This window comes from Pseudomonas cedrina subsp. cedrina, assembly GCF_001983175.1.
Taxonomy (GTDB): Bacteria; Pseudomonadota; Gammaproteobacteria; order Pseudomonadales; family Pseudomonadaceae; genus Aquipseudomonas; species Aquipseudomonas cedrina.
The window spans coordinates 223,044-242,073 of the sequence record NZ_MNPW01000012.1; the positions used below are offsets into that span (position 1 = coordinate 223,044).

The 19,030-nt window shown below is 60.3% G+C and carries 19 protein-coding genes; 7 read left to right on the forward strand and 12 right to left on the reverse strand.

Annotated features, from left to right (window positions below; all coding sequences use genetic code 11):
• Positions 1-27: 27 nt before the first annotated feature.
• Together BLL36_RS23810 and BLL36_RS23815 are read left to right on the forward strand one after the other, a co-directional pair.
• Entirely contained in the window at positions 28-876 is an 849-nt protein-coding gene (locus BLL36_RS23810) for an alpha/beta fold hydrolase (RefSeq protein ID WP_076954047.1), read from the forward strand.
• Entirely contained in the window at positions 873-2,081 is a 1,209-nt protein-coding gene (locus tag BLL36_RS23815) for a multidrug effflux MFS transporter (RefSeq protein WP_076954048.1), read from the forward strand. Before BLL36_RS23810 ends, BLL36_RS23815 begins: the two co-directional genes overlap by 4 nt.
• A gap of 338 nt (positions 2,082-2,419) precedes the next feature.
• Here BLL36_RS23815 and BLL36_RS23820 read toward each other — a convergent pair whose 3' ends face one another.
• From BLL36_RS23820 to BLL36_RS23870, 11 genes are all read right to left on the reverse strand, one after another.
• Positions 2,420-3,124 (reverse strand): helix-turn-helix transcriptional regulator, encoded by a 705-nt coding sequence (locus tag BLL36_RS23820; protein ID WP_076954049.1) that lies wholly within the window; start codon positions 3,122-3,124, stop codon positions 2,420-2,422.
• A 2-nt stretch (positions 3,125-3,126) separates the two neighbouring features.
• On the reverse strand, positions 3,127-4,059 hold the full coding sequence (locus tag BLL36_RS23825; protein ID WP_076954050.1) for an NAD(P)-dependent alcohol dehydrogenase: 933 nt from the start codon (positions 4,057-4,059) through the stop codon (positions 3,127-3,129).
• A 216-nt stretch (positions 4,060-4,275) separates the two neighbouring features.
• Positions 4,276-5,598: a carbohydrate porin gene (locus tag BLL36_RS23830; protein ID WP_076954051.1), complete on the reverse strand. Its 1,323-nt coding sequence runs from the start codon at positions 5,596-5,598 to the stop codon at positions 4,276-4,278.
• A gap of 121 nt (positions 5,599-5,719) precedes the next feature.
• Positions 5,720-6,490 (reverse strand): SDR family NAD(P)-dependent oxidoreductase, encoded by a 771-nt coding sequence (locus tag BLL36_RS23835; RefSeq protein ID WP_076954052.1) that lies wholly within the window; start codon positions 6,488-6,490, stop codon positions 5,720-5,722.
• Between the two features lie 27 nt (positions 6,491-6,517).
• Positions 6,518-7,576, reverse strand: a complete 1,059-nt coding sequence (rhaT, locus tag BLL36_RS23840; RefSeq protein ID WP_076954053.1) for an L-rhamnose/proton symporter RhaT — start codon at positions 7,574-7,576, stop codon at positions 6,518-6,520.
• Positions 7,577-7,616: 40 nt separating this feature from the next.
• Positions 7,617-7,937, reverse strand: coding sequence for an L-rhamnose mutarotase (gene rhaM, locus BLL36_RS23845; protein ID WP_197678464.1), 321 nt, complete (start codon positions 7,935-7,937; stop codon positions 7,617-7,619).
• The gene (locus BLL36_RS23850; RefSeq protein WP_076954054.1) at positions 7,937-8,818 is read right to left on the reverse strand and encodes an amidohydrolase family protein; all 882 of its coding nucleotides are present in this window, start codon (positions 8,816-8,818) and stop codon (positions 7,937-7,939) included. Before BLL36_RS23850 ends, rhaM begins: the two co-directional genes overlap by 1 nt.
• Before the next feature lie 70 nt (positions 8,819-8,888).
• The gene (gene aldA / locus BLL36_RS23855) at positions 8,889-10,322 is read right to left on the reverse strand and encodes an aldehyde dehydrogenase (RefSeq protein ID WP_076954055.1); all 1,434 of its coding nucleotides are present in this window, start codon (positions 10,320-10,322) and stop codon (positions 8,889-8,891) included.
• Between the two features lie 10 nt (positions 10,323-10,332).
• The gene (locus BLL36_RS23860) at positions 10,333-11,133 is read right to left on the reverse strand and encodes an aldolase/citrate lyase family protein (RefSeq protein ID WP_076954056.1); all 801 of its coding nucleotides are present in this window, start codon (positions 11,131-11,133) and stop codon (positions 10,333-10,335) included.
• 11 nt (positions 11,134-11,144) lie between these two features.
• Complete coding sequence (gene rhmD, locus BLL36_RS23865; RefSeq protein WP_076954057.1) at positions 11,145-12,329, reverse strand: L-rhamnonate dehydratase; 1,185 nt, start codon at positions 12,327-12,329, stop codon at positions 11,145-11,147.
• Between the two features lie 16 nt (positions 12,330-12,345).
• Complete coding sequence (locus tag BLL36_RS23870; protein ID WP_076954058.1) at positions 12,346-13,641, reverse strand: MFS transporter; 1,296 nt, start codon at positions 13,639-13,641, stop codon at positions 12,346-12,348.
• 116 nt (positions 13,642-13,757) lie between these two features.
• Between BLL36_RS23870 and BLL36_RS23875 the strand changes: the two genes are divergently transcribed.
• From BLL36_RS23875 to BLL36_RS23890, 4 genes are all read left to right on the forward strand, one after another.
• On the forward strand, positions 13,758-14,714 hold the full coding sequence (locus BLL36_RS23875) for a LysR family transcriptional regulator (RefSeq protein ID WP_076954059.1): 957 nt from the start codon (positions 13,758-13,760) through the stop codon (positions 14,712-14,714).
• 333 nt (positions 14,715-15,047) lie between these two features.
• Positions 15,048-15,365: a helix-turn-helix domain-containing protein gene (locus BLL36_RS23880; RefSeq protein WP_057722492.1), complete on the forward strand. Its 318-nt coding sequence runs from the start codon at positions 15,048-15,050 to the stop codon at positions 15,363-15,365.
• Positions 15,358-16,632 carry a type II toxin-antitoxin system HipA family toxin gene (locus BLL36_RS23885; RefSeq protein WP_076954060.1) on the forward strand — a complete coding sequence of 425 codons (1,275 nt, stop codon included), beginning with the start codon at positions 15,358-15,360 and terminating at the stop codon, positions 16,630-16,632. The genes BLL36_RS23880 and BLL36_RS23885 overlap by 8 nt, the downstream gene beginning before the upstream one ends.
• Positions 16,633-16,840: 208 nt before the next feature.
• The gene (locus BLL36_RS23890; RefSeq protein WP_076954061.1) at positions 16,841-17,452 is read left to right on the forward strand and encodes a glutathione S-transferase; all 612 of its coding nucleotides are present in this window, start codon (positions 16,841-16,843) and stop codon (positions 17,450-17,452) included.
• Between the two features lie 105 nt (positions 17,453-17,557).
• Here the strand turns inward: BLL36_RS23890 and BLL36_RS31370 are convergent, their stop codons facing one another.
• Positions 17,558-17,659: a penicillin acylase family protein gene (locus tag BLL36_RS31370; protein ID WP_325052844.1), complete on the reverse strand. Its 102-nt coding sequence runs from the start codon at positions 17,657-17,659 to the stop codon at positions 17,558-17,560.
• 399 nt (positions 17,660-18,058) lie between these two features.
• On the opposite strand from BLL36_RS31370, the gene BLL36_RS23895 reads away from it, so the two are divergent.
• Positions 18,059-19,030, forward strand: a 972-nt coding sequence (locus BLL36_RS23895; protein WP_139341028.1) for a ShlB/FhaC/HecB family hemolysin secretion/activation protein, incomplete at its 3' end; no start/stop codon positions are given.

Sequence of the window (19,030 nt, forward strand, 5' to 3'; positions counted from 1 at the left end):
CAGGCCCTGCATTCACGGAGCAAAATCATGATCCCAGACAGCCGCTTTTTCACCAATCGCGTCGGCTTGCGTTTGCATTTTCTACGTTGGGGCGACCCGAGCGGCGTGCCGCTGGTGCTGTTGCATGGTTTGCGTGCTTATGCGCAGACCTGGGAGTCGCTGGTCGAGGCGTTGGGGGGTGGTTATTGCATCTACGCCCTCGACCAGCGCGGTCGCGGGCTGAGTGACTGGGCCCCGGCCGCGAGCTATCACACGCAATCTTATGTGGAGGACCTGCAGGATTTCGTCGCCCATGCCGGCTTACAGCGCTTCGTGTTGCTGGGGCATTCACTGGGCGGCGCCAATGCCCTCGAATACGCACGGCAGGCACCTGGCCGCTTGATTGGCCTGATTATCGAAGACATCGGGCCCGGGTCTTCGAGCCAGGGCGACGGTGCGGCGCGCATCCGCCGCGAGATGAACCAGACCCCAATGCGGTTCGACGACTGGCAAACCGCCCGCGCTTTCTGGCAGGCGGCACGCCCTGGCCTGTCGGAGCAGGGCCTGGCGTCACGCCTGGCGCATTCGATGAAAGAGAGCGAAGGCGCGATCCGTTGGCGCCACGATCAGCAAGGCATCGCCGAGGCGCGCCTGAGCATCGAACCGACTGACTTGTGGCCGGCGGTACGGGCCCTGGATTGCCCGACCCTGTTCATCCGCGGCGCGCGCTCGGATTTTCTGCCGGCGCCGACGCTGCAAGCCATGCGCGACTGCAATGCACAGGTGCGCACCGCCGAAGTGGCGGACGCCAGCCATTATGTCCACGACGACCAAGGCGAGGTCTTCAACCGGCTGGTCACCGAGTTTCTTGAGAACCTCGCGACGCCGGGCCGATGAATGCCCAGGCGCGGCTGATTGTATTGCTGTCATCGCTGACGGCGTTCGTGCCGTTCTCAATCGACACCTACTTGCCCAGTCTTGCGCAAATCGCCGAAGACCTGTCGACCAGCGCCGCACAGGTACAACTCACCATCAGCGCCTTTCTCTGCGGGCTGTGCCTGGGCATGTTGGTCTACGGCCCGCTGTCCGACCGTTATGGTCGGCGTCCGCTGTTGCTGGGCGCTCTCACCCTGTACGTAGTGGCGACCCTGGGTTGTCTGTTCGCCGGCAGCGTCGAGCAACTGATCGCCTGGCGCTTTGTCCAGGCACTGGGCGGCGCGGGCGCGGTAGTGCTAGCGCGGACGGTCGCCAGGGACTTGGTGGGCCTGGTACAAGCGGCCAAGGTGCTGTCGTGGATGCATATGCTGACCATGATGGCGACATTGTTCGCGCCGATTATCGGCACCTGGCTGGTACTGATCGAGGGCTGGCGTACGATCTTCGCCACGTTGTTCATCCTTTCCAGCCTGTGCCTGTTGATGGTGGCGCTGGGCTTGAAGGAAAGCCTGCCGGTGCAGCAGCGGGGTACGTCGGTGAGGGCATCTTTCGAGGCCTATCTGGCCATTGTCCGAGAGCCCAGGGCGGTGGCGCTGATCCTGTGCATGTCGATGGCGTTCGGCGGCGTATTTGCCTTTATCACCGCTTCGCCTTTTGTGTACGTTGTGTACTTTGACGTGTCGCCGCGGCTCTACAGTGGATTATTCGCCCTGAACATCCTCGGCATCATTCTGGTGACGTTCATCAATGCGCGCTGGGTGGGCCGCTACGGGCCGCAACGCATGCTGGGCGTAGGCGCGATGCTGGCGGCAGGGGCAGGGGCGGCGCTGATCGGCGTGGGGATGACCGAGTGGGGCGGACTGACAAGCATCGTGTGTTGCCTGGTGATTTACATGGGCGTTACCGGCTTGCTTGGGGCCAATTGCACCGCCAGCCTGATGGCGCTGTTTCCACGTCAGGCCGGGGCGAGCGTTGCGCTGGGCATCTCGGTGCAATTTGCGACCGCCGCGCTGGCCAGTCTGTGGGTCAGCCACCTTGCCGACGGCACGGCGTGGCCCATGTGCCTGGTCGTGGGGTGTTGCGGCCTGGGTTGCCTGGTGGCTTATGGGTTCACCCTGCGGGGTGGAGCCACCGCACAGGATAAGGCCTGTGCGCCGTTTCAGTAGCGCTGGCTGAAGGTCTCATCAGCATGCCCTCGGATGTGCCCCCAATGTAGCAATCCACTGGAAATGAATGGATCTCCATGGTTTGTGGAAAGACAAAGATGATCAGATGAACAGCCTGCCCTACGACGCCTAAAGACTCTCAGGGTCGCCAACAGACCCTGCTCATGGACTCGGGGTCGGACGTCCAGCAGCCGCAGCACTTGCATTCGTAATGCTTGCTCAATTTCCGGCTCCATTGCTGCTTCTCTTTATTCAGGCAGCCGCTGTCGCGTTCCCCCTGGGTACCTCCAGAATCGTCTACATGGGCCTCTCCATAGGGCCGTCGTTTATTCCTCCGATCAGCACTCCTTGCCAGAGCCGTTACAAGGCAAGACCTCATGAGCTCGCCATTCCTTGATAAGCTGGCGTCGGTTACGACTGTAGCGCTCGGCGAGCACTTCCAGTTTTGCGATGTCATCCATCGCTATCACGCGGAACCGGTTGTCCGCTTCACACCACGCCGACAGGAAGCGCTTTGCGTCTATGAAGCCCAGCATGATCGGCCAGATAATTTGTTTATCTGCAGGTGCGTGGGATATCGACAAGGTGATCAGCAGTTTGCGCTGGTCACGCAATGCGAATCGGACTTCACTCAGGTCGATTGAAGTGCAAAGGTTGGAGCGGGCGCCCACGTAGAACGTTTCGTCGTCAAAGGTGTGACGCATATCCAGAGGCAACACGGCGTTGATTTTGGCCAACGCGTTCTTTACCGCGAGGGCAAATTTATCGTCTGTCTGTCGACTGACCCACTGGGCACCGACTACAAGCGCCTGTATTTCTTCTTCTGTAAATGCAAGCGGGGGTAACAGAAAACCAGGTTTCAAAATATAACCTAAGCCAGGCTCACCCTCGATGTCGGCGCCCATCCCCTGCAAGGTCACCACATCGCGACGTATGGTGCGTAAAGAAACGCCCAATTCCAGCGCAAGTGTCTGACCTGACACCGTTCTACGATGTCGGCGCAGCACTTGCATTAGCTCAAACAAACGGTGACTCCTGGCCATGTCTACTCCATCGCGATGACACCTTTACCTCCGAGCTTACGGCCTTTCTCAAGCTCGGTGATAAGTCGAATCGCTTCGGCCATCGAAACGGTTTCCGCTACTCGGACGTTGTAGCGCCTATCACTGGCAGCCTTGGCAAGCTGATCCAATATCTCGGCGCGCGGTGAACCTATGATTATTTTGAGTCTGCGATCAAAAAAAGCGCGGACAAACTTGCCTGGGCCGGGGTTTAGATCCAGAAATACGCCGCCCGATTTTAGCGTCGCAACGCCTTCAGATATCGACAGCGTTGCCGCAGTGTCGTAAACCACGTCGAATCGAGTGGCAATACTCGATAGCTGCAGGTTCCGATAATCATAAACAGTGTGCATACCCAGCGACTTTGCTCGCTGCATGTCCCTGTCGCTGCAACTGCCCGAGACGACGGCTCCCTGCATCAGAGCTATTTGTACAGCGGCTTCGCCTACGGCACCGGCACATCCATTGACGAAGACATGCTGGCCGGCGCGCAGCTTGGCCTTGTCTATAAGCCCGTTCCAGGCAGTCACGCCAGGGGTACCCAAACAGGCGGCGTGCTCGAATGACACATCATCCGGCTTATGGGCTAAAAACGCCTCTTTTGTGATAAGGGCTTGGCCGAACGCTCCGCTTTCTTTAAATCGGGCGAGTCCGAACACCGAGTCCCCGATTTTGAATCGCGTGACGTCGGCGCCGATCGATATAACCCTGCCAGAGAAATCCATTCCCATCGCGCGAGGGAATTTCCTACCGGTAACGATCTTCATTTGCCCAGTCCGCAGCTTCCAGTCAATGGGATTGATCGCTGAAAACTTGACGCTGACACCGACCTCACCTTCGCCTGGGTGAGGGAGCTCAAAGTTCTGGACCTGCATGACCTCTGGCCCGCCATATCTGCTGTACTGAATGCGTTTCATGATGCGTCTCCAAATTCCGGCATACGACTGGGGTTGTCACCGAGTGGAATCTACAGAGCAAGGCGGTCAGTTTTTGTCACCATTCGATCAGTTTTCTTCCTGGTTCGCCTGTGCCGAACTATTGCCGATTTCGATGGCGTGCAATAGTTCGTTGAGGGGGTTGAAGCCGATGGTTTTGCAATGCCGGCAAACGACATGCTCGCACTCGGAGGCTAATTAAAAATCAGCAATAAACTGCACCCCCCCGACCACCGCGCCCGTGGTTTGCGCAAGCCCGCCGGGGTATTTCACATACTGCAGGTTGGGACGCACCATCAGCCATTGGGTTGCTTGCACGCCGTAGTTGACCTCGTAGCTGTACTCGCGGCGTTGCTCAGGCACGTACAGCGGATCGTCGATATCGGTAACGCCATTAGCTGCATTCAGCATTTGCGTGTTGCGGGTATAGCGGTCGCTGACCTGCAGTTTCGAGGCGCCGATGCCGAAGGTGTCGTCCGGGCGTGAATCGAACGGGCCACGGTAAATCAGGCCGACCTGGATCAGGTTTTTGATCACGCTCTTGTCCGGGTCATTCATGGTCAGGTTGGCAAACACATTGAGCCCGCGCTTGCTATTGCCGTCCACCGTGCTCAGTTGTTGCTGGCCCGACAACCACCAGCCGTCATTGCTGGAGTACATCCGATAAGGTTTTTGCGAGCTGGCGGCGTAGTTGCCATCGGCGTCCTTGAGCATGTCCTTGGTGTCGGCGTTGGCGTAGTAGTAGCCGGCGTGATACTCGGAATTCAGCCCGGCGATCTGGCCTTTCCAGATGGCCTCGATGGGGAAACTGGTGCCCTGGGAGCCGCTGATAAACGGCTTGAAGCCATTACTGGCTTCAGCGTTGCCAGGGTTCTTGTCATAGGCACCGACCTGCACCGCGAACTCATCGGTGAACTGGTACTTGGCGCGCACCGCCCATTGGCTGATAGGGAAGCTGTTCCATACGCCGTTCCAGTTGCCCTCTTGGGAACCACACAGGGTGACATTCTGGAATTCGCAGGGGAACTGATCGAAGTCTTCACCGTGGCCGAAGCGTCCCAGCTTGAGGGCGAACTTGCGGTCGAAAAATTTCTGCTCGTACCACAACTGCGAGAGTCGCCAGGCGTTGCCACCGCCGAACACTTCCATGGTGGAGGTCAGGCCAGTGGCGTTGGGCTGGTGCACGCGGTCATTGGTGATGTCCTTGCCATGGCGCTCGCCGATGCCGATACGCAAGGTTGCGTCCTGCCAGCCCAGCAGTTTTTGCAGGTCCATGTTCACACCGAGAATCAGTTGATCGCTCCAGCGTGCGGTGGTGTGTGAGTTGTAGCCACCGCCGAGGTTGGAGCCGACTTCGCCAACGTATTTGAGAGTGAAGTCATAGCCTTGTTCGGCCAATTGCGGGCGCAAGCCGTTCCAGTCGCCGAGCATGGCGGGGGAGTTGGGGGCGAGCAGGCCGGCGCTGAGGGCGCAGGTGGACATGGCGCTGCACAGCAGGGCCAGGGGGAGGGTGGTACGCATGGAGGTGCTCCTGGATTGTTGTTTTTATTGGGCTGAAGCTCAAATTTCAGGCGTGCGCGATCCTTGTGGGAGCCGGGCAAGCTCGCTCCCACATGAAGTGTGATGTCTGGGGAAGCGGTGGTTACTGCAGGTTTACGAACAACCCGCCATCCACCAGCAACGAAGCGCCGGTCACATAACGCGCCATGTCCGAGGCGAGGAAGACGATCGGCCCGGCCACATCGTCCGGTTCACCCAGGCGACCCAACGGCGTGCGCGAGGTCATGTAGGCGAGTTTTTCCGCGTCGGCCAGGTCTTCCTTGTTGATGTCGGTGGCGATGGTGCCCGGTAATACGGAGTTACAGCGAATGCCGTAGGGCCCCAGGGCAATCGCGCAGGATTGCATCAACGAATGCAGCCCGGCCTTGGTCGGCGTGTAGTGGGTTTGCATGCCGCCGCCAACCAGGGCACTGATGGAGCTGACGGCGATGATCGCGCCACCACGGCCCTGGTTTTTCATCTGGTTGGCCGCCGCCTGCACGGCGAAGTAGGCGCCGTTGAGGTTGGTGTTGACGGTTTTCAGGTAGACCTCGCGGGGCATGTCGAGGAACGAATGGAACGGGCAGATGCCGGCGTTGTTGACGAACACATCGACGCTGCCGAACGCCTGCACTGCGGCGGCCACCAGCTTGTCGCCGGTGTCCGGGTCGGCCGCATCGCCCCCCACTTCAATGGCCCGGCCGCCAAAGGCCTTGATCTCTTCGATCAACGAATACGCCGCCTCGGTGCCTTGGCTACTACCGCTATGGCCGATAACCACGCGGGCACCCTGGCGCGCACATTCACGGGCGGCGGCTCGGCCGATACCACGAGAGGCGCCGGTGATGATCACGGTTTTGTCTGCAAGCAACATAAAACTCTCCTTCAAAAATAAGCGGCATCAGCCGAGGTAATTGCCGTAGCCGACCATGGCGATTGCACCGAGGATCACCGCGATGCCGGCCACCAGTACGCCTTTGTTGGCCGCGCTGGTGCCGTGCCATTCGCGGAAATACAGGCCCCAGCAGTTGGACACGATGATGATGAACGACATGTGCAGCACCCAGGAACTGGCGTCGTTCTGCAGGCGACTTTCGCCCATGCCGTAGAAGAAAAACTGCAGGAACCACAGCGTGCCGGCAATGGCGACCAACAGGTAATTGCCCAGTAACGGGGTGCTGCGGTCGGTGTAGTTATGGAAGGTACGGTTGCGCCAGTTCAGCCACAGGCACCAGATACCATTGGTGGTAAGGCCGCCCCACATGATCACCATGAAGGTCACGTTGTTCTGGAACAGACTGTTGGCGCCATGTTCCACTGCGGCGGCGGCCAGTGGGCGACCGGCGGAAATGCCGTAGCTGAAGCACGCACTGAGCACGCCGGAAATCACCGCCACCAGCATGCCCTTGCCCAGGGAGAACTCGCTGACACTGGCGAACTTCACCGCCTGGGACACTTCGCGTTCCTTGATCAGCCCGGCTTTGCCGCACACCGCGATACCGACCAGCGACACCGCCACGCCCCACAGCACCCAATGCCCGCCCTGGGACGCCAGCATCGAGGTCAGCGTACCTTCGGTTTCAGTGGTGAACAGGTCGCGGTACAGGGCCGGCATCAGGGCGCCGAGGGCCGAGGTGAGGCCCATGATCAACGACATGCCCAGGGACAAGCCCAGGTAACGCATGGTCAGGCCGAAGGTCAGCCCGCCAATACCCCACAACACGCCGAACATATAGGTCCAGAGCAAGGTGCTGGTGTCGGCGTTGCGCAGGATTTCGACCCAGCCGGGCACCGTCAGTTGGGCGGCGATCAGTGGCACGATCAGCCAGGACACCAGGCCGCCGGTGATCCAGTAGCTTTCCCAGGCCCAGCCGCGGACCTTCTTGTAGGGGATGTAGAAACTGCCGGAAGCGAAGCCGCCGATAAAGTGCAGAATCACACCAAGGAGAATGATTTCCACGTAATTGAATCCTTTTTATTGTTGTTGTGGGTCGGTTGGATCAGGTGCGCGTCAGTTGGAACATCGGAAGCAGGTCGACACTTATTGGCGAAGCGTCTGCATGGCTGGGCATGATGTCCTGCATGTAGGTCCACCAGCGCTGCATCAAGTCGGTGCCGGGCAGTTCATCCAGGCCATGCAAGTCCTCGTGGGTGAGCATCGCGAACAACGCGTTGGCCGGCTCATCGAGGAAAATCCGGTAATCCACCACGCCCGCGTCCAGCAGGGCCTGGGCCAGTTCCGGCCAGATCTGGTCATGGCGTCGGCGATACTCGGCGGCCTGGCCGGGGTTGAGGTTCATGCGAAAGGCACGGGTCTGCATCACTGGTCTCCATGGGGTGGCGTCGGTGTGTAGATGCGCACCGTGTTATGCAGGAAGAACTTCGCTTGCACCGCCTCGGGTTTGTCGGCCATGCACTGTTTGACGAGCCCCAGGGTGGTGGCGAAATTCGCCAGGTGATCGCTGTTGGGCCAGTCGCTGCCGAAGAAGCAACGCTCTTCGCCAAAGGCCTCCCACAGCACCGCCAGGCGGTCGTGGTAGAACGCCGTGTCGGTGATCAAACCGTGCGGCCCGAGCTGGGGGATTTCCGCCAGTTTGGCGAACACATTCGGGCGTTCGGCCAGGCGCAGCAGGTCAGCGTGGTAGGCGGCTTCTTCACCCGCCGGCACTTGGGCGTTGGGCAGGTGATCAACGATGATGCGCAGCTGTGGCAAAGCATCGCTCAGGTGCAACAGTGCCTTGATCAAGCGCGGGTTCGGATTGGCGCTGTCCAGGCCACGGCCGCAGGCGGCCAATTGGCGCAGGCCATCGATAAAACCGGGGCGAGTCTGGTCTTGCAGCAGGTCGCGGTCCCACAGGTTGCCGTAGCGCAGGCCGAGGAACAGCGGTTCATCCGCCAACGCCTCGAGGTCGGCGGCGAAGTCGGGCTGCAGCGGGTCCAGGTTGCCGACAAAACCCAGCATGCGCGGCTCACTGCGCAGTGTGTCGAGCAGCCAGCGGTTATCGTCGCGCCACGGGCTGGCTTCCACGGCAATCGCGCCGACCACGTTGTGTGGGCCGGCCAGGGCCCAGTAGTCCGCCGGCAGGTGCGCGGCGTACAACCGGTTGCCCGGCTCAGGCCAGGGGATGCCCTGGGGGCGGCGCGGATCGAACAGGTGCAGGTGGCTGTCGATGATCGGGCCGCTATAAAGCGCGTGGGGCATGGCACAGTCCTTATCAGAAACGAAATCGGAAGGGTCCGCACGCTAGCGTGCGTGGCCCGGTTTAAACAGCTCAGCTCTGCAGATACACCACATGGGTATGGGTGTATTCGTACAGGCCGTGCTTGCCGTCGGCACCGCCGATCCCGGATTTTCGTACGCCGGCATGAAAGCCTTGCATGGCCTCGAAGTTCTCGCGGTTGACGTAGGTTTCGCCAAAGTCGATCTCGCGTATCGCGTGCATGGCCTTACCCAAGTCGCGGGTATAAATCGACGAGGTCAGGCCGTAGTCGCAGTCATTGGCCAGGGCGATGGCTTCGTCGAGGTCGTCGACAATCTGGATCGGCAACACCGGGCCGAAGATCTCTTCGCGCATGATCTCCATATCGGCGCGGCACCCCGCCAAGACCGTTGGCTGGAAGTGGAAGCCCGCGCCGAGGTCGGCAATCTGCCCGCCGCTGATCAAGGCGGCGCCCTGGCTCAGTGCGGTGCGAACCTTGCGGTCGACGCTGTCGAGGCCCTGGCGATTGATCAACGGGCCCATTTCCACATCGGCCTGGGCAATCGGATCGCCATAGCGGGTCGCCGACATCGCCGCGCTGATGCGCTCGATAAACTGATCCGCGACCTTGCGTTCCACATACACCCGTTCGGCGCAGTTGCACACCTGGCCGGTGTTGATGATGCGCGAATCGCGGATGGCTTTGACCGCCAGCTCCAGATCGGCATCCGCGAGTACGATGGCCGGCGCCTTGCCGCCCAATTCCAGGTTGAGCTTGGTGATGTTCGGCGCGGCGGCGGCCATGATCCGCGTGCCGGTGGCGACGCTGCCGGTGAAGCTGATCATGTCCACGCCTTTATGCGCAGTGAGTGCGCCGCCGACCTGGCCGTCGCCGCAGACTACGTTGAATACGCCGGCGGGCAGGTCGGTCTCGGCCACCAATTTGGCGAATTCAAAGCAATTGTTCGGGGTTTCTTCGCTGGGCTTGATCACGATCGTGTTGCCGGTGAGCAACGCCGGCGCCATTTTGCGCGCGATCAAAAAGAATGGGAAATTCCACGGCAGGATGCCGGCCACCACGCCCAACGGCTTGCGGAACAGGAAGATATTTTCGTTGGGGCGGTCGCTGGTGATGATCTCGCCTTCGATACGCCGCGCCCATTCGGCCATGTAGTCGAGGTAATCGGCGGTGAAGTTCACTTCAACCTCGGCCAGGCCCGTGACCTTGCCTTGTTCCAGGGTGATGGTACGGGCCAGGTGCGCGACGTTCTCGCGCAGTTTGGCGGCGATGCGGCGCAGGTGCCCGGCGCGTTCGATCGCGGGTTTGCGTGCCCAGTCTTTTTGCGCACTGCGGGCAGCGGCGAGGGCTTGGTCGACATCGGCGGCGGTGGACGCTGGCACCTTGGACAGCAAGGCGCCGGTGGCCGGGTTGAGCACATCGATGTGGCTATCGCTTGCGGTAAAGCGGCCGTTGATGAAGTTCTGGTAAACGGGAACGGATGACATGGCAGGTTCCTCAGTAAGTGCGCGAAGGCGCTTGGGTGTCGGCAGCCGGGCGATAGCGTGCGAGGGTGGCCAGGGCGCTCTGGCGTAGCAGGCTGATATCAATGGCCACCGCGATAAAGCGGCAACCCCAGGCCTGGTAGCGGCGGGCGTCTTCTTCGTTGGGCGCCAGGATGCCGCTGACCTTGCCGGCGGCGAGGGTCGCATCCACTGCGTGCCTGATACGTTCCTGCACCTCGGGGTGGCCGGGGTTGCCGGCGTGCCCGAGGCCGATGGACAGGTCGGCGGGGCCGATAAACACCGCGTCCACGCCTTCCACGGCGGCAATCGCCGCGACGTTTTCCACGCCCAGGCGCGACTCCACCTGCACGATCAGGCATAACTCTTCATGGGCGGTATTGAGGTAGTCCGCCACGCCATCCCAACGTGTGGCGCGGGTCAGTCCGCCGCCGACGCCACGGATGCCATGGGGCGGATAACGCATGGCACGCACCAGGGCCTGGGCCTGTTCGGCGGTTTCGACCATGGGGATCATCAGGGTCTGGGCGCCGACATCGAGCAGTTGCTTGATCAGGCTGGCGTCACCGTTTACTGCGCGCACGACGGGCGCAGTAGAGTAGGGCGCTACGGTCTGCAACTGGTTGAGCACGCTCGGCACCGTGTTGGGTGCGTGTTCGCCGTCGATCAGCATCCAGTCGTAACCGAGGCTGGCGACGATCTCGGCGGCGTAGCCGGTGGCGAAACCGGCCCAGATGCCATATTGGGTGGCGTTCCGAGCGAGGGCGGCCTTGAAGCCATTGCGGGGCATGTTCATGGCGACGCTCCTTAGCGGTTGTACGGACGGTGCAGTTGGCAATCGGGGTTCAGGTCAACGCCAAAACCGGGCTTGTCCAGCACCGACAGGCGCATGCGGCCATTGACCGGTACCGGTTCACCGAGCAGTTGCGGGTGAAACATCGGCACCACTTCATCGGCCTTGGGCGCCATCATCAGAAACTCGGCGAATGGACTGTTATGGCGGGTGGCAACAAAGTGGTAGCTGTAGACCGACGAGCCATGGGGCACGACCATTGCGTTATGGGCATCGGCCAGGGCCGAGATTTTCACCAGCTCGGTGAGGCCGCCGCACCAACCGACATCGGGCTGGATAATGTCGCAGCAGCCCATCTCCAGGAGCATGCGGAAACCCCAGCGCGTGGCTTCATGCTCGCCAGTGGTCACCAGCATGCCTTTTGGCACGTTGTTGCGCAGGGCGGCGTAGCCCCAGTAATCGTCCGGAGATAGGGCTTCTTCGATCCACTTGAGCCCATGTTCGTGGGCGCCTACGGCCAGTTTGGTGGCATAGTTCACATCCAGGCTCATCCAGCAATCGAGCATCAACCAGAAGTCCGGGCCGACCCGTTCACGCATGGTCGCCAGGGCCTCCAGGTTTTTGCGCAGGCCTTCTTCACCTTCGCTGGGGCCGTGATGCAGGGGCATCTTGCCGCCGATAAAGCCCATTTTCTGGGCCAGGTCGGGGCGCGCGCCGGTGGCGTAAAACTGCAATTCATCCCGTACCGCACCGCCGAGCAGTTGGTGAACGGGCTCCTGGCGGATCTTACCGAGCAGGTCCCACAGGGCCAGGTCGACACCGGAAATGGTGTTGATCACCAGACCCTTGCGGCCATAGAAAAGGGTGGACTGGTACATCTGGTCCCAGATCTTTTCGATATCGGTGACGCGCGCTCCTTCGATAAAGCGCGCCAGGTGTTTCTCTACGATATAAGCCGCGGGTTCACCGCCGGTGGTCACGGCGAAACCGACGGTGCCGTCGCTGGCTTCGATCTCCACCACCAGGGTGCCGAGCACGTTGATGCCGAAGCTACGACGGCTCTGGCGGTACTCAGGATATTTGCTCATGGGCGTGGAGATGTGATCGTCGATCCAATGGCCGTCAGCCTGGTCGTGGTAATCGGCGCCGCCGCCTCGCAGTACAAAGGCGCGTACGTGTTTGATGGTGAGATGACCCATGGTGTGACTCCTGGCGTTAAACAGTGGCCGGCGTGTTCGACGCGGTGCGGCCGGGTGAATGGATGCCCAGTACCAGCAATGCGGCCAGTACCGTGGTAGCGGACAGCAGGTACAAACCGGCTGCCGGGGAATGGAAGGCACCTTCGGCCCAGTGCTTGATCACCGGCGCGATAAAGCCGCCGAGGGCTCCGAAGGAGTTGATCAGCGCAATGCCCGCTGCCGCAGCGCTGCCGGCCAGGTAACTGGAGGGGAAGGTCCAGAACACCGGCTGCACGGCGATAAACCCTGAGGCGGCAAAACACAGGGCGAGCATGCCCAGCAGCGGGTTGGCGAAGGTCATCGAGCAGGCGATGCCGGCGGCGGCCATCAGCAACGTCAGGCAGGCTGTTTGGCGACGCAAACCGGAGCGGTCGGAATAGGCCGGAATCCACCAGGCAGCGAATAGCGCGCAGACCCAGGGGATGGCCGAGACCAGTCCCACCATCAAGCCCACCTTGGTGCCGAGCAGGCCACCCACCTGAGTAGGCAGGTAAAACACCACGCCATATACGCTGGCCTGGATCAGCAGGTACACCAGGCACAGGTACAGCACCGAGGGTTGGCACAACACGGTCAGCAGGCTGCGGCCATGGGAGGTTTTGTGTTGGTCTTCGCGGTCGAGCAGGCTTTGGATTTGCTGGCGCTCGTCCACGCTCAGCCACTTGGCGTCGGCCGGGCGGTTGTCCAGATACCAATAAGCCCATATGCCAACAGCGGTGGCCATCAAGCCTTCGACGGCGAACAGCCATTGCCAGCCGTGAATCCCACCGAAACCGTCCATCTCCAACAGCAAACCGGACAACGGGCTGCCGAAGATGAATGCCAGGGGGGCGCCGAAGTAGAAGAAGCCCATGGCCTTGCCGCGCACGGCCTGGGGGAACCAGTATGTGAGGTAGAGGATCACGCCCGGAAAGAAGCCGGCTTCGGCCACGCCCAGCAGGAAGCGCAGTACATAGAAGCTGGTTTCGTTATGGGCGAACACCATCGCCGCCGAGATCAAGCCCCAGCTGACCATGATGCGGCACATCCACAGGCGGGCGCCGACGCGGTGCAAGATCAGGTTGCTCGGCACTTCCAGCAGTGCGTAGCCGACGAAGAACACACCGGCGCCAAAGGCAAAGGCGGCATCGCTCAAACCGGTATCAGCCTGGAAGGCTTGTTTGGCAAACCCGACGTTGGCGCGGTCGAGAAACGCCATGATGTACATCAGCAGCAGAAAGGGCAGCAGCCGCCAGGAAATCTTGGCGAGCAGGGGCGCAGGCAGGGTTTTCATAAGGGAGTCCGTCGTTTTGTTCTTATGGGCCGGACTGTACGGCGGCCGAGCAATGCGCTACAAATCGAATCTCGCTTAAAGGCGATAACCTCAGGGTATCGATTAAAAGGAAAAAAATGCGTAGTCCTGCGATCTCTCCCAGCCTGTTCAACCGCCTGCGCTACAAGCATTTGCACATGCTGGTGGCGCTGAGCTCCAGCCAAAACCTGCACCGCGCGTCACAGGCCCTGAACATGTCGCAGCCTGCCGCCACGCGTATGCTGCACGAGATCGAGGACATGTTCGGCTGCGATCTGTTCGAACGTTTGCCTCGGGGGATGCGCCCTACGGCTCTCGGCCAGCAACTGATCAACTTCGCCGAGTCGGCGCTGAGTGGCCTGGACCGCTGTGCCGAAGATTTAACGGCGCGTAAGCAGGGCGGTTATGGCTACCTGTCCATCGGTACCATCATGGGCGCCGCGCCGGATCTGGTGATGGACAGCATTGCGCACATCAAGTCGCTCAACCCGCAACTGCGTATCCGCATCATGGGTGACACCAGCGACCAAGTGATTCAGTTGCTCGAACAGGGCCGTATCGATCTGGCGATCTCGCGCCGCAACGCCGCCACCGACAACGAACACTACAGCTTCGAACCCTTGGGCAATGAGCGCCTGATGGTCGTGGTTCACGCCGGTCACCCGCTGGCCCAGCGCGATCAGCTATCGCTGGCGGAACTGGTACGTGACTGGCCGTGGATTCTGCAACCGCAAACCAGCCCGGCGCGTATCAGCTTTGACTTGGCGTTGCAGGACCTGGCACTGCCCAGCCCGGCCGATATCATCGAATGCAGCTCGGTGTATTCGATGCAGCAACTGATCCAACTGACCGATGCGGTGATGGTGTTGTCGGAAAGCGCCCTGCGTGACTACCTGAAGATGGGCCTGGTGGTGGCACTGCCGGTTGCGTTGGACGTGCGGCTGGCACCGTTTGGCTTGCTGATGCGCAAGGGCGAGCCGGTGAGTCGGGAATTGGGGTTGTTTATCGACTTGTTGCGGCAGAAAGCAGCCACTCTGGACGCTGCCCCTGCGTAGGGGCGGGTTCGATGGCGAAGGTCCTAGACGCCCTCAACGATATATGCATCGGTATGGCCTGATCGCTGCCGAAAGGGTCGGCGGTTCGGAACACTCGAACATCCGGATGACCTGTTGAATCACCAATGCATCAGCAACCGTCTTGGATCTTAACAGCCCCCAACAGTGCTCCCTATTTTTGAGCTTTCCGGTAGATAAATCCATCAAATTGTGGCTTAAGTATTAAATTAATCGATAAGACACAGATTTAGGGAATTAACTCTCTTGATAGGATGGGGCGTTAATTCTATAATTTTGGGGACTAACTGGCCCAGAATGGTCTTGGTGCACACTATGTTGGATTTAAGCTTCAGCAAGCCTAGCGAGGTCGTCAAGCGCCTCTGCGATCGCTTGCGTACAGAGCGCTTGGCGCTGGACATGACACAAGCCGACTTGGCCGGACGTGCCGGCATTGGCACAAACACCGTGTCCAACCTTGAAGCAGGGCGCAATGTTGGATTCGAGAACGTCGTTCGTGTGGCGATGGCTCTTGGTCGAACCAAGGAACTTGAAGGCCTGTTCCTGCCAAAGCTGGACAGCATCGAGGATATTCGGCGCTACGAAAACAGCGCCAATCGTCTGCGTTCAAAGAGGAAGCCCGGCAATGCTTGAGCAGGTAAACGTCTTCTACGAGGGCTGGGGTGAGCGATGGCAATGGGGCACGCTGGTCTCCACGACTGCCCTGACCGGTCGCCCGCTGATCGTGTTCCAGTACAGCAATGAAGCCAGGCAAAGGCGCTTGGAGCTGTCCTCCTACACGCTTGCGTTGGAGGGGGCTCAGTTGCGCCGGGATTTTCCAGACCACCAACTGTACTTGCCAGGACCTGTTTACGACTCCTTGCCCGATGGGTGGGGCATGTTGCTGATGGACCGTATGTTCAGGCGCCGCGGGCTCACCACGGCGCGCATCGGCCCACTGGAACGGCTGGCATACATCGGTTGCAACGCAATGGGAGCCATGACGTTTGAGCCCGTGGCACCAGAAGGGCAGGTGTCTGAAGTGCATATCCCGCTGGAGCAGCTTGCCGCCGAAGTGCAGGAAGTGCTCCATGGAGACGGCGGCGAGTTCCTGCAGACGTTGCTGCTGGTGGGTGGCTCGCCTCAAGGTGCAAGGCCCAAGGCCCTCGTCTATCGCGATCCAGAAACCGGCCGTTTTACCACTGCCTTTACGGCGGGCTTTGAAGCTTGGTTGGTCAAGTTCCCGGCGAAAGACGAGCATGCCGAGGTGTGTGCTATCGAGATGGTCTACGCCGAGTGCCTGCGCATGTGCGGCATCAAGACCCCTGACACGCAATACTTCAGTCTGCCTAATGGGTTGGCTGCGTTTGCCAGTAAGCGATTTGACCGCCGGGATGGTCTGCGCGTACCGATGCAAAGCCTCGCGGCCTTTACGGGGACAAATTACCGGTCTCCGGGGGTGTTGGACTACGTCAACTTCTTGCGGGCAACACAGATGTGTACCAACGACGTGCGAGAGATGGCGGTGGCCTTCGAACGTGCCGTCTTCAATGTTGCATTCAACAACCGAGACGATCATCCCAAGAACTTCGCCTACATCATGTCGCAAGACGGTCAGTGGAACCTGTCACCGGCTTACGACGTGACCTTCTGCGAGGGACCAGGTGGATACCACCAGATGGATGTGATGGGTGAAGCGCTGGCGATTTCCCGCACGCAAATGCTTCGGCTTGCCGAGGAAGCCGAGGTGCCCCCGGAGGTTGCAGGCAGAGTGATTGACGGCGTTTGTGATGTGGCGGGCCGGTTTGCGAGCATCGCAGAGAACCTCTATCCACAGGTTATTACTCAAGACACCTTGCGCACGATTCAAGGTTGCATCGATCAGAACGTAGCGCGGTTACACCGCGGTCATGCGCAATGATCAGGCTGAACAGCCCACCCGACGACGCCTAACGACTCTCAGGATCCCCAAGCCTTCGAGCAAGCTTTCCAGACTCATTTTCACTACAGCCCGATGACGCTCAGTGCCTGACGATATCTCTCAATCCCCCGTGCCAACATTCAAATTCCACTTCTCTGCAACGCAGCCAAGAAATAGGATTAACCTCCATTACCAAGGAGTTCACCTGATGAAATTGATCGGCATGCTCGATTCCCCATATGTTCGACGTGTGGCTATTTCGCTGGAGGTACTGGGGGTCTCGTTCGAACATGCCGCACTTTCGGTATTCAGCGAGTTCGAAGCATTCGGTGCGATCAACCCGGTGGTAAAAGCACCGAGTTTGGTGCTGGATGATGGCAACGTGTTGATGGATTCGACGCTAATCATCAACTATTTCGAGGCGTTGAGCCCGGCTGAGCGAAAATTAATGCCGCACGAGGCCTTGCCTTTGGCCGCTTCGCTGCGCAGCTTAGGGCTGGCACTGGCCGCCTGCGAAAAGGCAGTGCAGATCGTCTACGAATATCAGCTGCGACCGGAGGAAAAACGCCATCAGCCCTGGCTGGAGCGGGTAACCAGGCAGTTGTTGGCTGCTTGTCGCGCATGGGATACCCAATTGTCGGGGCGACAACCGGTTGCATCAGATCGGCCAGATCAGGTCGACATCACCAGCGCCGTCGCCTGGTCGTTCATTCAGTTGATGGTCGCTGATGTGGTCAGGGCGGATGCTTTTCCAGCATTGCAGGCACATGCGGCACGCTGGGAAGCTACCGAGCTATTTAAGCGCTACCCCCAGGTTTGATGCGCCAGAGCCCTGATGGTTAGTCTTCCACCAGGGAGGAGGACTGTTGGCTGTTGGACGAATAGGCCTCTCTCAGCATATAGCACAGGTACAGGGCCGACAGGATCATCGCGGTGCGATCACTTCATACTCGCCACGCACAAAGGGCAGGGCCTGGTCCTGGTAGTGCCGGTTGAAGGGGACGCCGCTCTGCCCCACTGGCAGCACCCATGCGCCTGTTCCGGCATCGCCAGGCCGATCACCCGGCGCGTTGAAGGGCCCTAGGTGACCAACCAAGGCGCCGCGCTCAGCGGCGCAGAGAAATTGTTCGACACTTCGTGGCTGCCGGGTACCGAGTAAGGGCCCACGTCAAGCAGCGGCGCCAGCAGTTTTTGACTGCCCAGCGGATGCATCTGAGTCAGTGGGTGCGCTTGCCCCATTGCCAATGTGCGGTGTCGGTGCCGAGGGTGGCCTGCAGGTGCGCAACGCAAAAGGACTAAATCTCTCACGATCAGATTTCGAAATATCAACTCTGAAACAAATTCATACATTTAATTGACGCCACTATATCGCCACCCTATGATCGCCGCAAAATGATGGCACTTTGCCATGTAGAGGGATCTAGCGATGTGGCGTTCGGTACGTTGGACGGGACTCGGCCTGTTATCCGCTTTTTTTTGCCTTGGCGCAGCAGGCATGGCGCAAGCCGCGACCCCGCAGAACACGCCAGGCGTCACCGACCTGATCCGCGACCGCCAGGACCGCCTGCTCGAGGAGCAACAACGCCGCCTCGAAGACCTCAAGGACCTGCCCGGCAAAGCTGCTGCTCCAGCCAAGCCGGCGGCACCCGCCGACACCCGCTGCTTCGCGATCAACACCATCGAGCTCACCGGCGCCGACGCCCTGTCCGAATCCGAGCGCACCGGCCTGCTCAAACCCTACATCGGCCAATGCCTCGGCGTGCCGCAGCTCAATGACCTACTTAAAGTCATCACCGACCACTACCTGGCCAAAGGTCTGGTCACCAGCCGCGCCTACTTGCCGCAACAGAACCTCGCCAGCGGCAACCTCGAGGTGCGAGTGGTGGAAGGCCGCCTGGAAGGGCTGAAGGGCGCCGAAGGCAGCGGCATCACCGACCGCCAACTGGCGATGAGCTTCCCCGGCAAACCGGGCGAGCTGCTCAACCTGCGCGAGATCGAGCAGATGGTCGACCAGTTGAACCGCCTGCCATCGAACCAGGCGCAGATGGAACTGGCTCCCGGCAAGGCCGTCGGTGGCAGTGATGTGCTGGTCAAGAACACCCCGCAAAAACCCTGGCGCGTCGGCCTGTCCCGCCACAACGGCGGCCAGCGCAGCACCGGTGAGCAGCAGTGGGGCGCCAGCTTCGATTGGGATAACCCGCTGGGCCTGGCGGATCAATTGTCCCTGCGCGGCGGCCACGATGCGGTCAGCGATCACCAGAAAACCTCGCGCAACTCGATGCTCAATTACAACCTGCCCTTCGGCTGGTGGAACCTCAATTACAGCTACAGCGAAACCGAATACCGTTCCCTGGCCCAGGCCAGCGGTTTCAACTTTAAGCAATCGGGCGACAGCGAG

What these genes read in the sequence shown, in the direction of transcription:
- BLL36_RS23810 (WP_076954047.1), top strand. Translation starts at nt 28, where the DNA reads ATGATCCCAGACAGCCGCTTTTTCACCAATCGCGTCGGCTTGCGTTTG.
- BLL36_RS23815 (WP_076954048.1), top strand. Translation starts at nt 873, where the DNA reads ATGAATGCCCAGGCGCGGCTGATTGTATTGCTGTCATCGCTGACGGCG.
- BLL36_RS23820 (WP_076954049.1), bottom strand. Translation starts at nt 3,124, where the DNA reads ATGGCCAGGAGTCACCGTTTGTTTGAGCTAATGCAAGTGCTGCGCCGA.
- BLL36_RS23825 (WP_076954050.1), bottom strand. Translation starts at nt 4,059, where the DNA reads ATGAAACGCATTCAGTACAGCAGATATGGCGGGCCAGAGGTCATGCAG.
- BLL36_RS23830 (WP_076954051.1), bottom strand. Translation starts at nt 5,598, where the DNA reads ATGCGTACCACCCTCCCCCTGGCCCTGCTGTGCAGCGCCATGTCCACC.
- BLL36_RS23835 (WP_076954052.1), bottom strand. Translation starts at nt 6,490, where the DNA reads ATGTTGCTTGCAGACAAAACCGTGATCATCACCGGCGCCTCTCGTGGT.
- rhaM (WP_197678464.1), bottom strand. Translation starts at nt 7,937, where the DNA reads ATGCAGACCCGTGCCTTTCGCATGAACCTCAACCCCGGCCAGGCCGCC.
- BLL36_RS23850 (WP_076954054.1), bottom strand. Translation starts at nt 8,818, where the DNA reads ATGCCCCACGCGCTTTATAGCGGCCCGATCATCGACAGCCACCTGCAC.
- aldA (WP_076954055.1), bottom strand. Translation starts at nt 10,322, where the DNA reads ATGTCATCCGTTCCCGTTTACCAGAACTTCATCAACGGCCGCTTTACC.
- BLL36_RS23860 (WP_076954056.1), bottom strand. Translation starts at nt 11,133, where the DNA reads ATGAACATGCCCCGCAATGGCTTCAAGGCCGCCCTCGCTCGGAACGCC.
- rhmD (WP_076954057.1), bottom strand. Translation starts at nt 12,329, where the DNA reads ATGGGTCATCTCACCATCAAACACGTACGCGCCTTTGTACTGCGAGGC.
- BLL36_RS23870 (WP_076954058.1), bottom strand. Translation starts at nt 13,641, where the DNA reads ATGAAAACCCTGCCTGCGCCCCTGCTCGCCAAGATTTCCTGGCGGCTG.
- BLL36_RS23875 (WP_076954059.1), top strand. Translation starts at nt 13,758, where the DNA reads ATGCGTAGTCCTGCGATCTCTCCCAGCCTGTTCAACCGCCTGCGCTAC.
- BLL36_RS23880 (WP_057722492.1), top strand. Translation starts at nt 15,048, where the DNA reads ATGTTGGATTTAAGCTTCAGCAAGCCTAGCGAGGTCGTCAAGCGCCTC.
- BLL36_RS23885 (WP_076954060.1), top strand. Translation starts at nt 15,358, where the DNA reads ATGCTTGAGCAGGTAAACGTCTTCTACGAGGGCTGGGGTGAGCGATGG.
- BLL36_RS23890 (WP_076954061.1), top strand. Translation starts at nt 16,841, where the DNA reads ATGAAATTGATCGGCATGCTCGATTCCCCATATGTTCGACGTGTGGCT.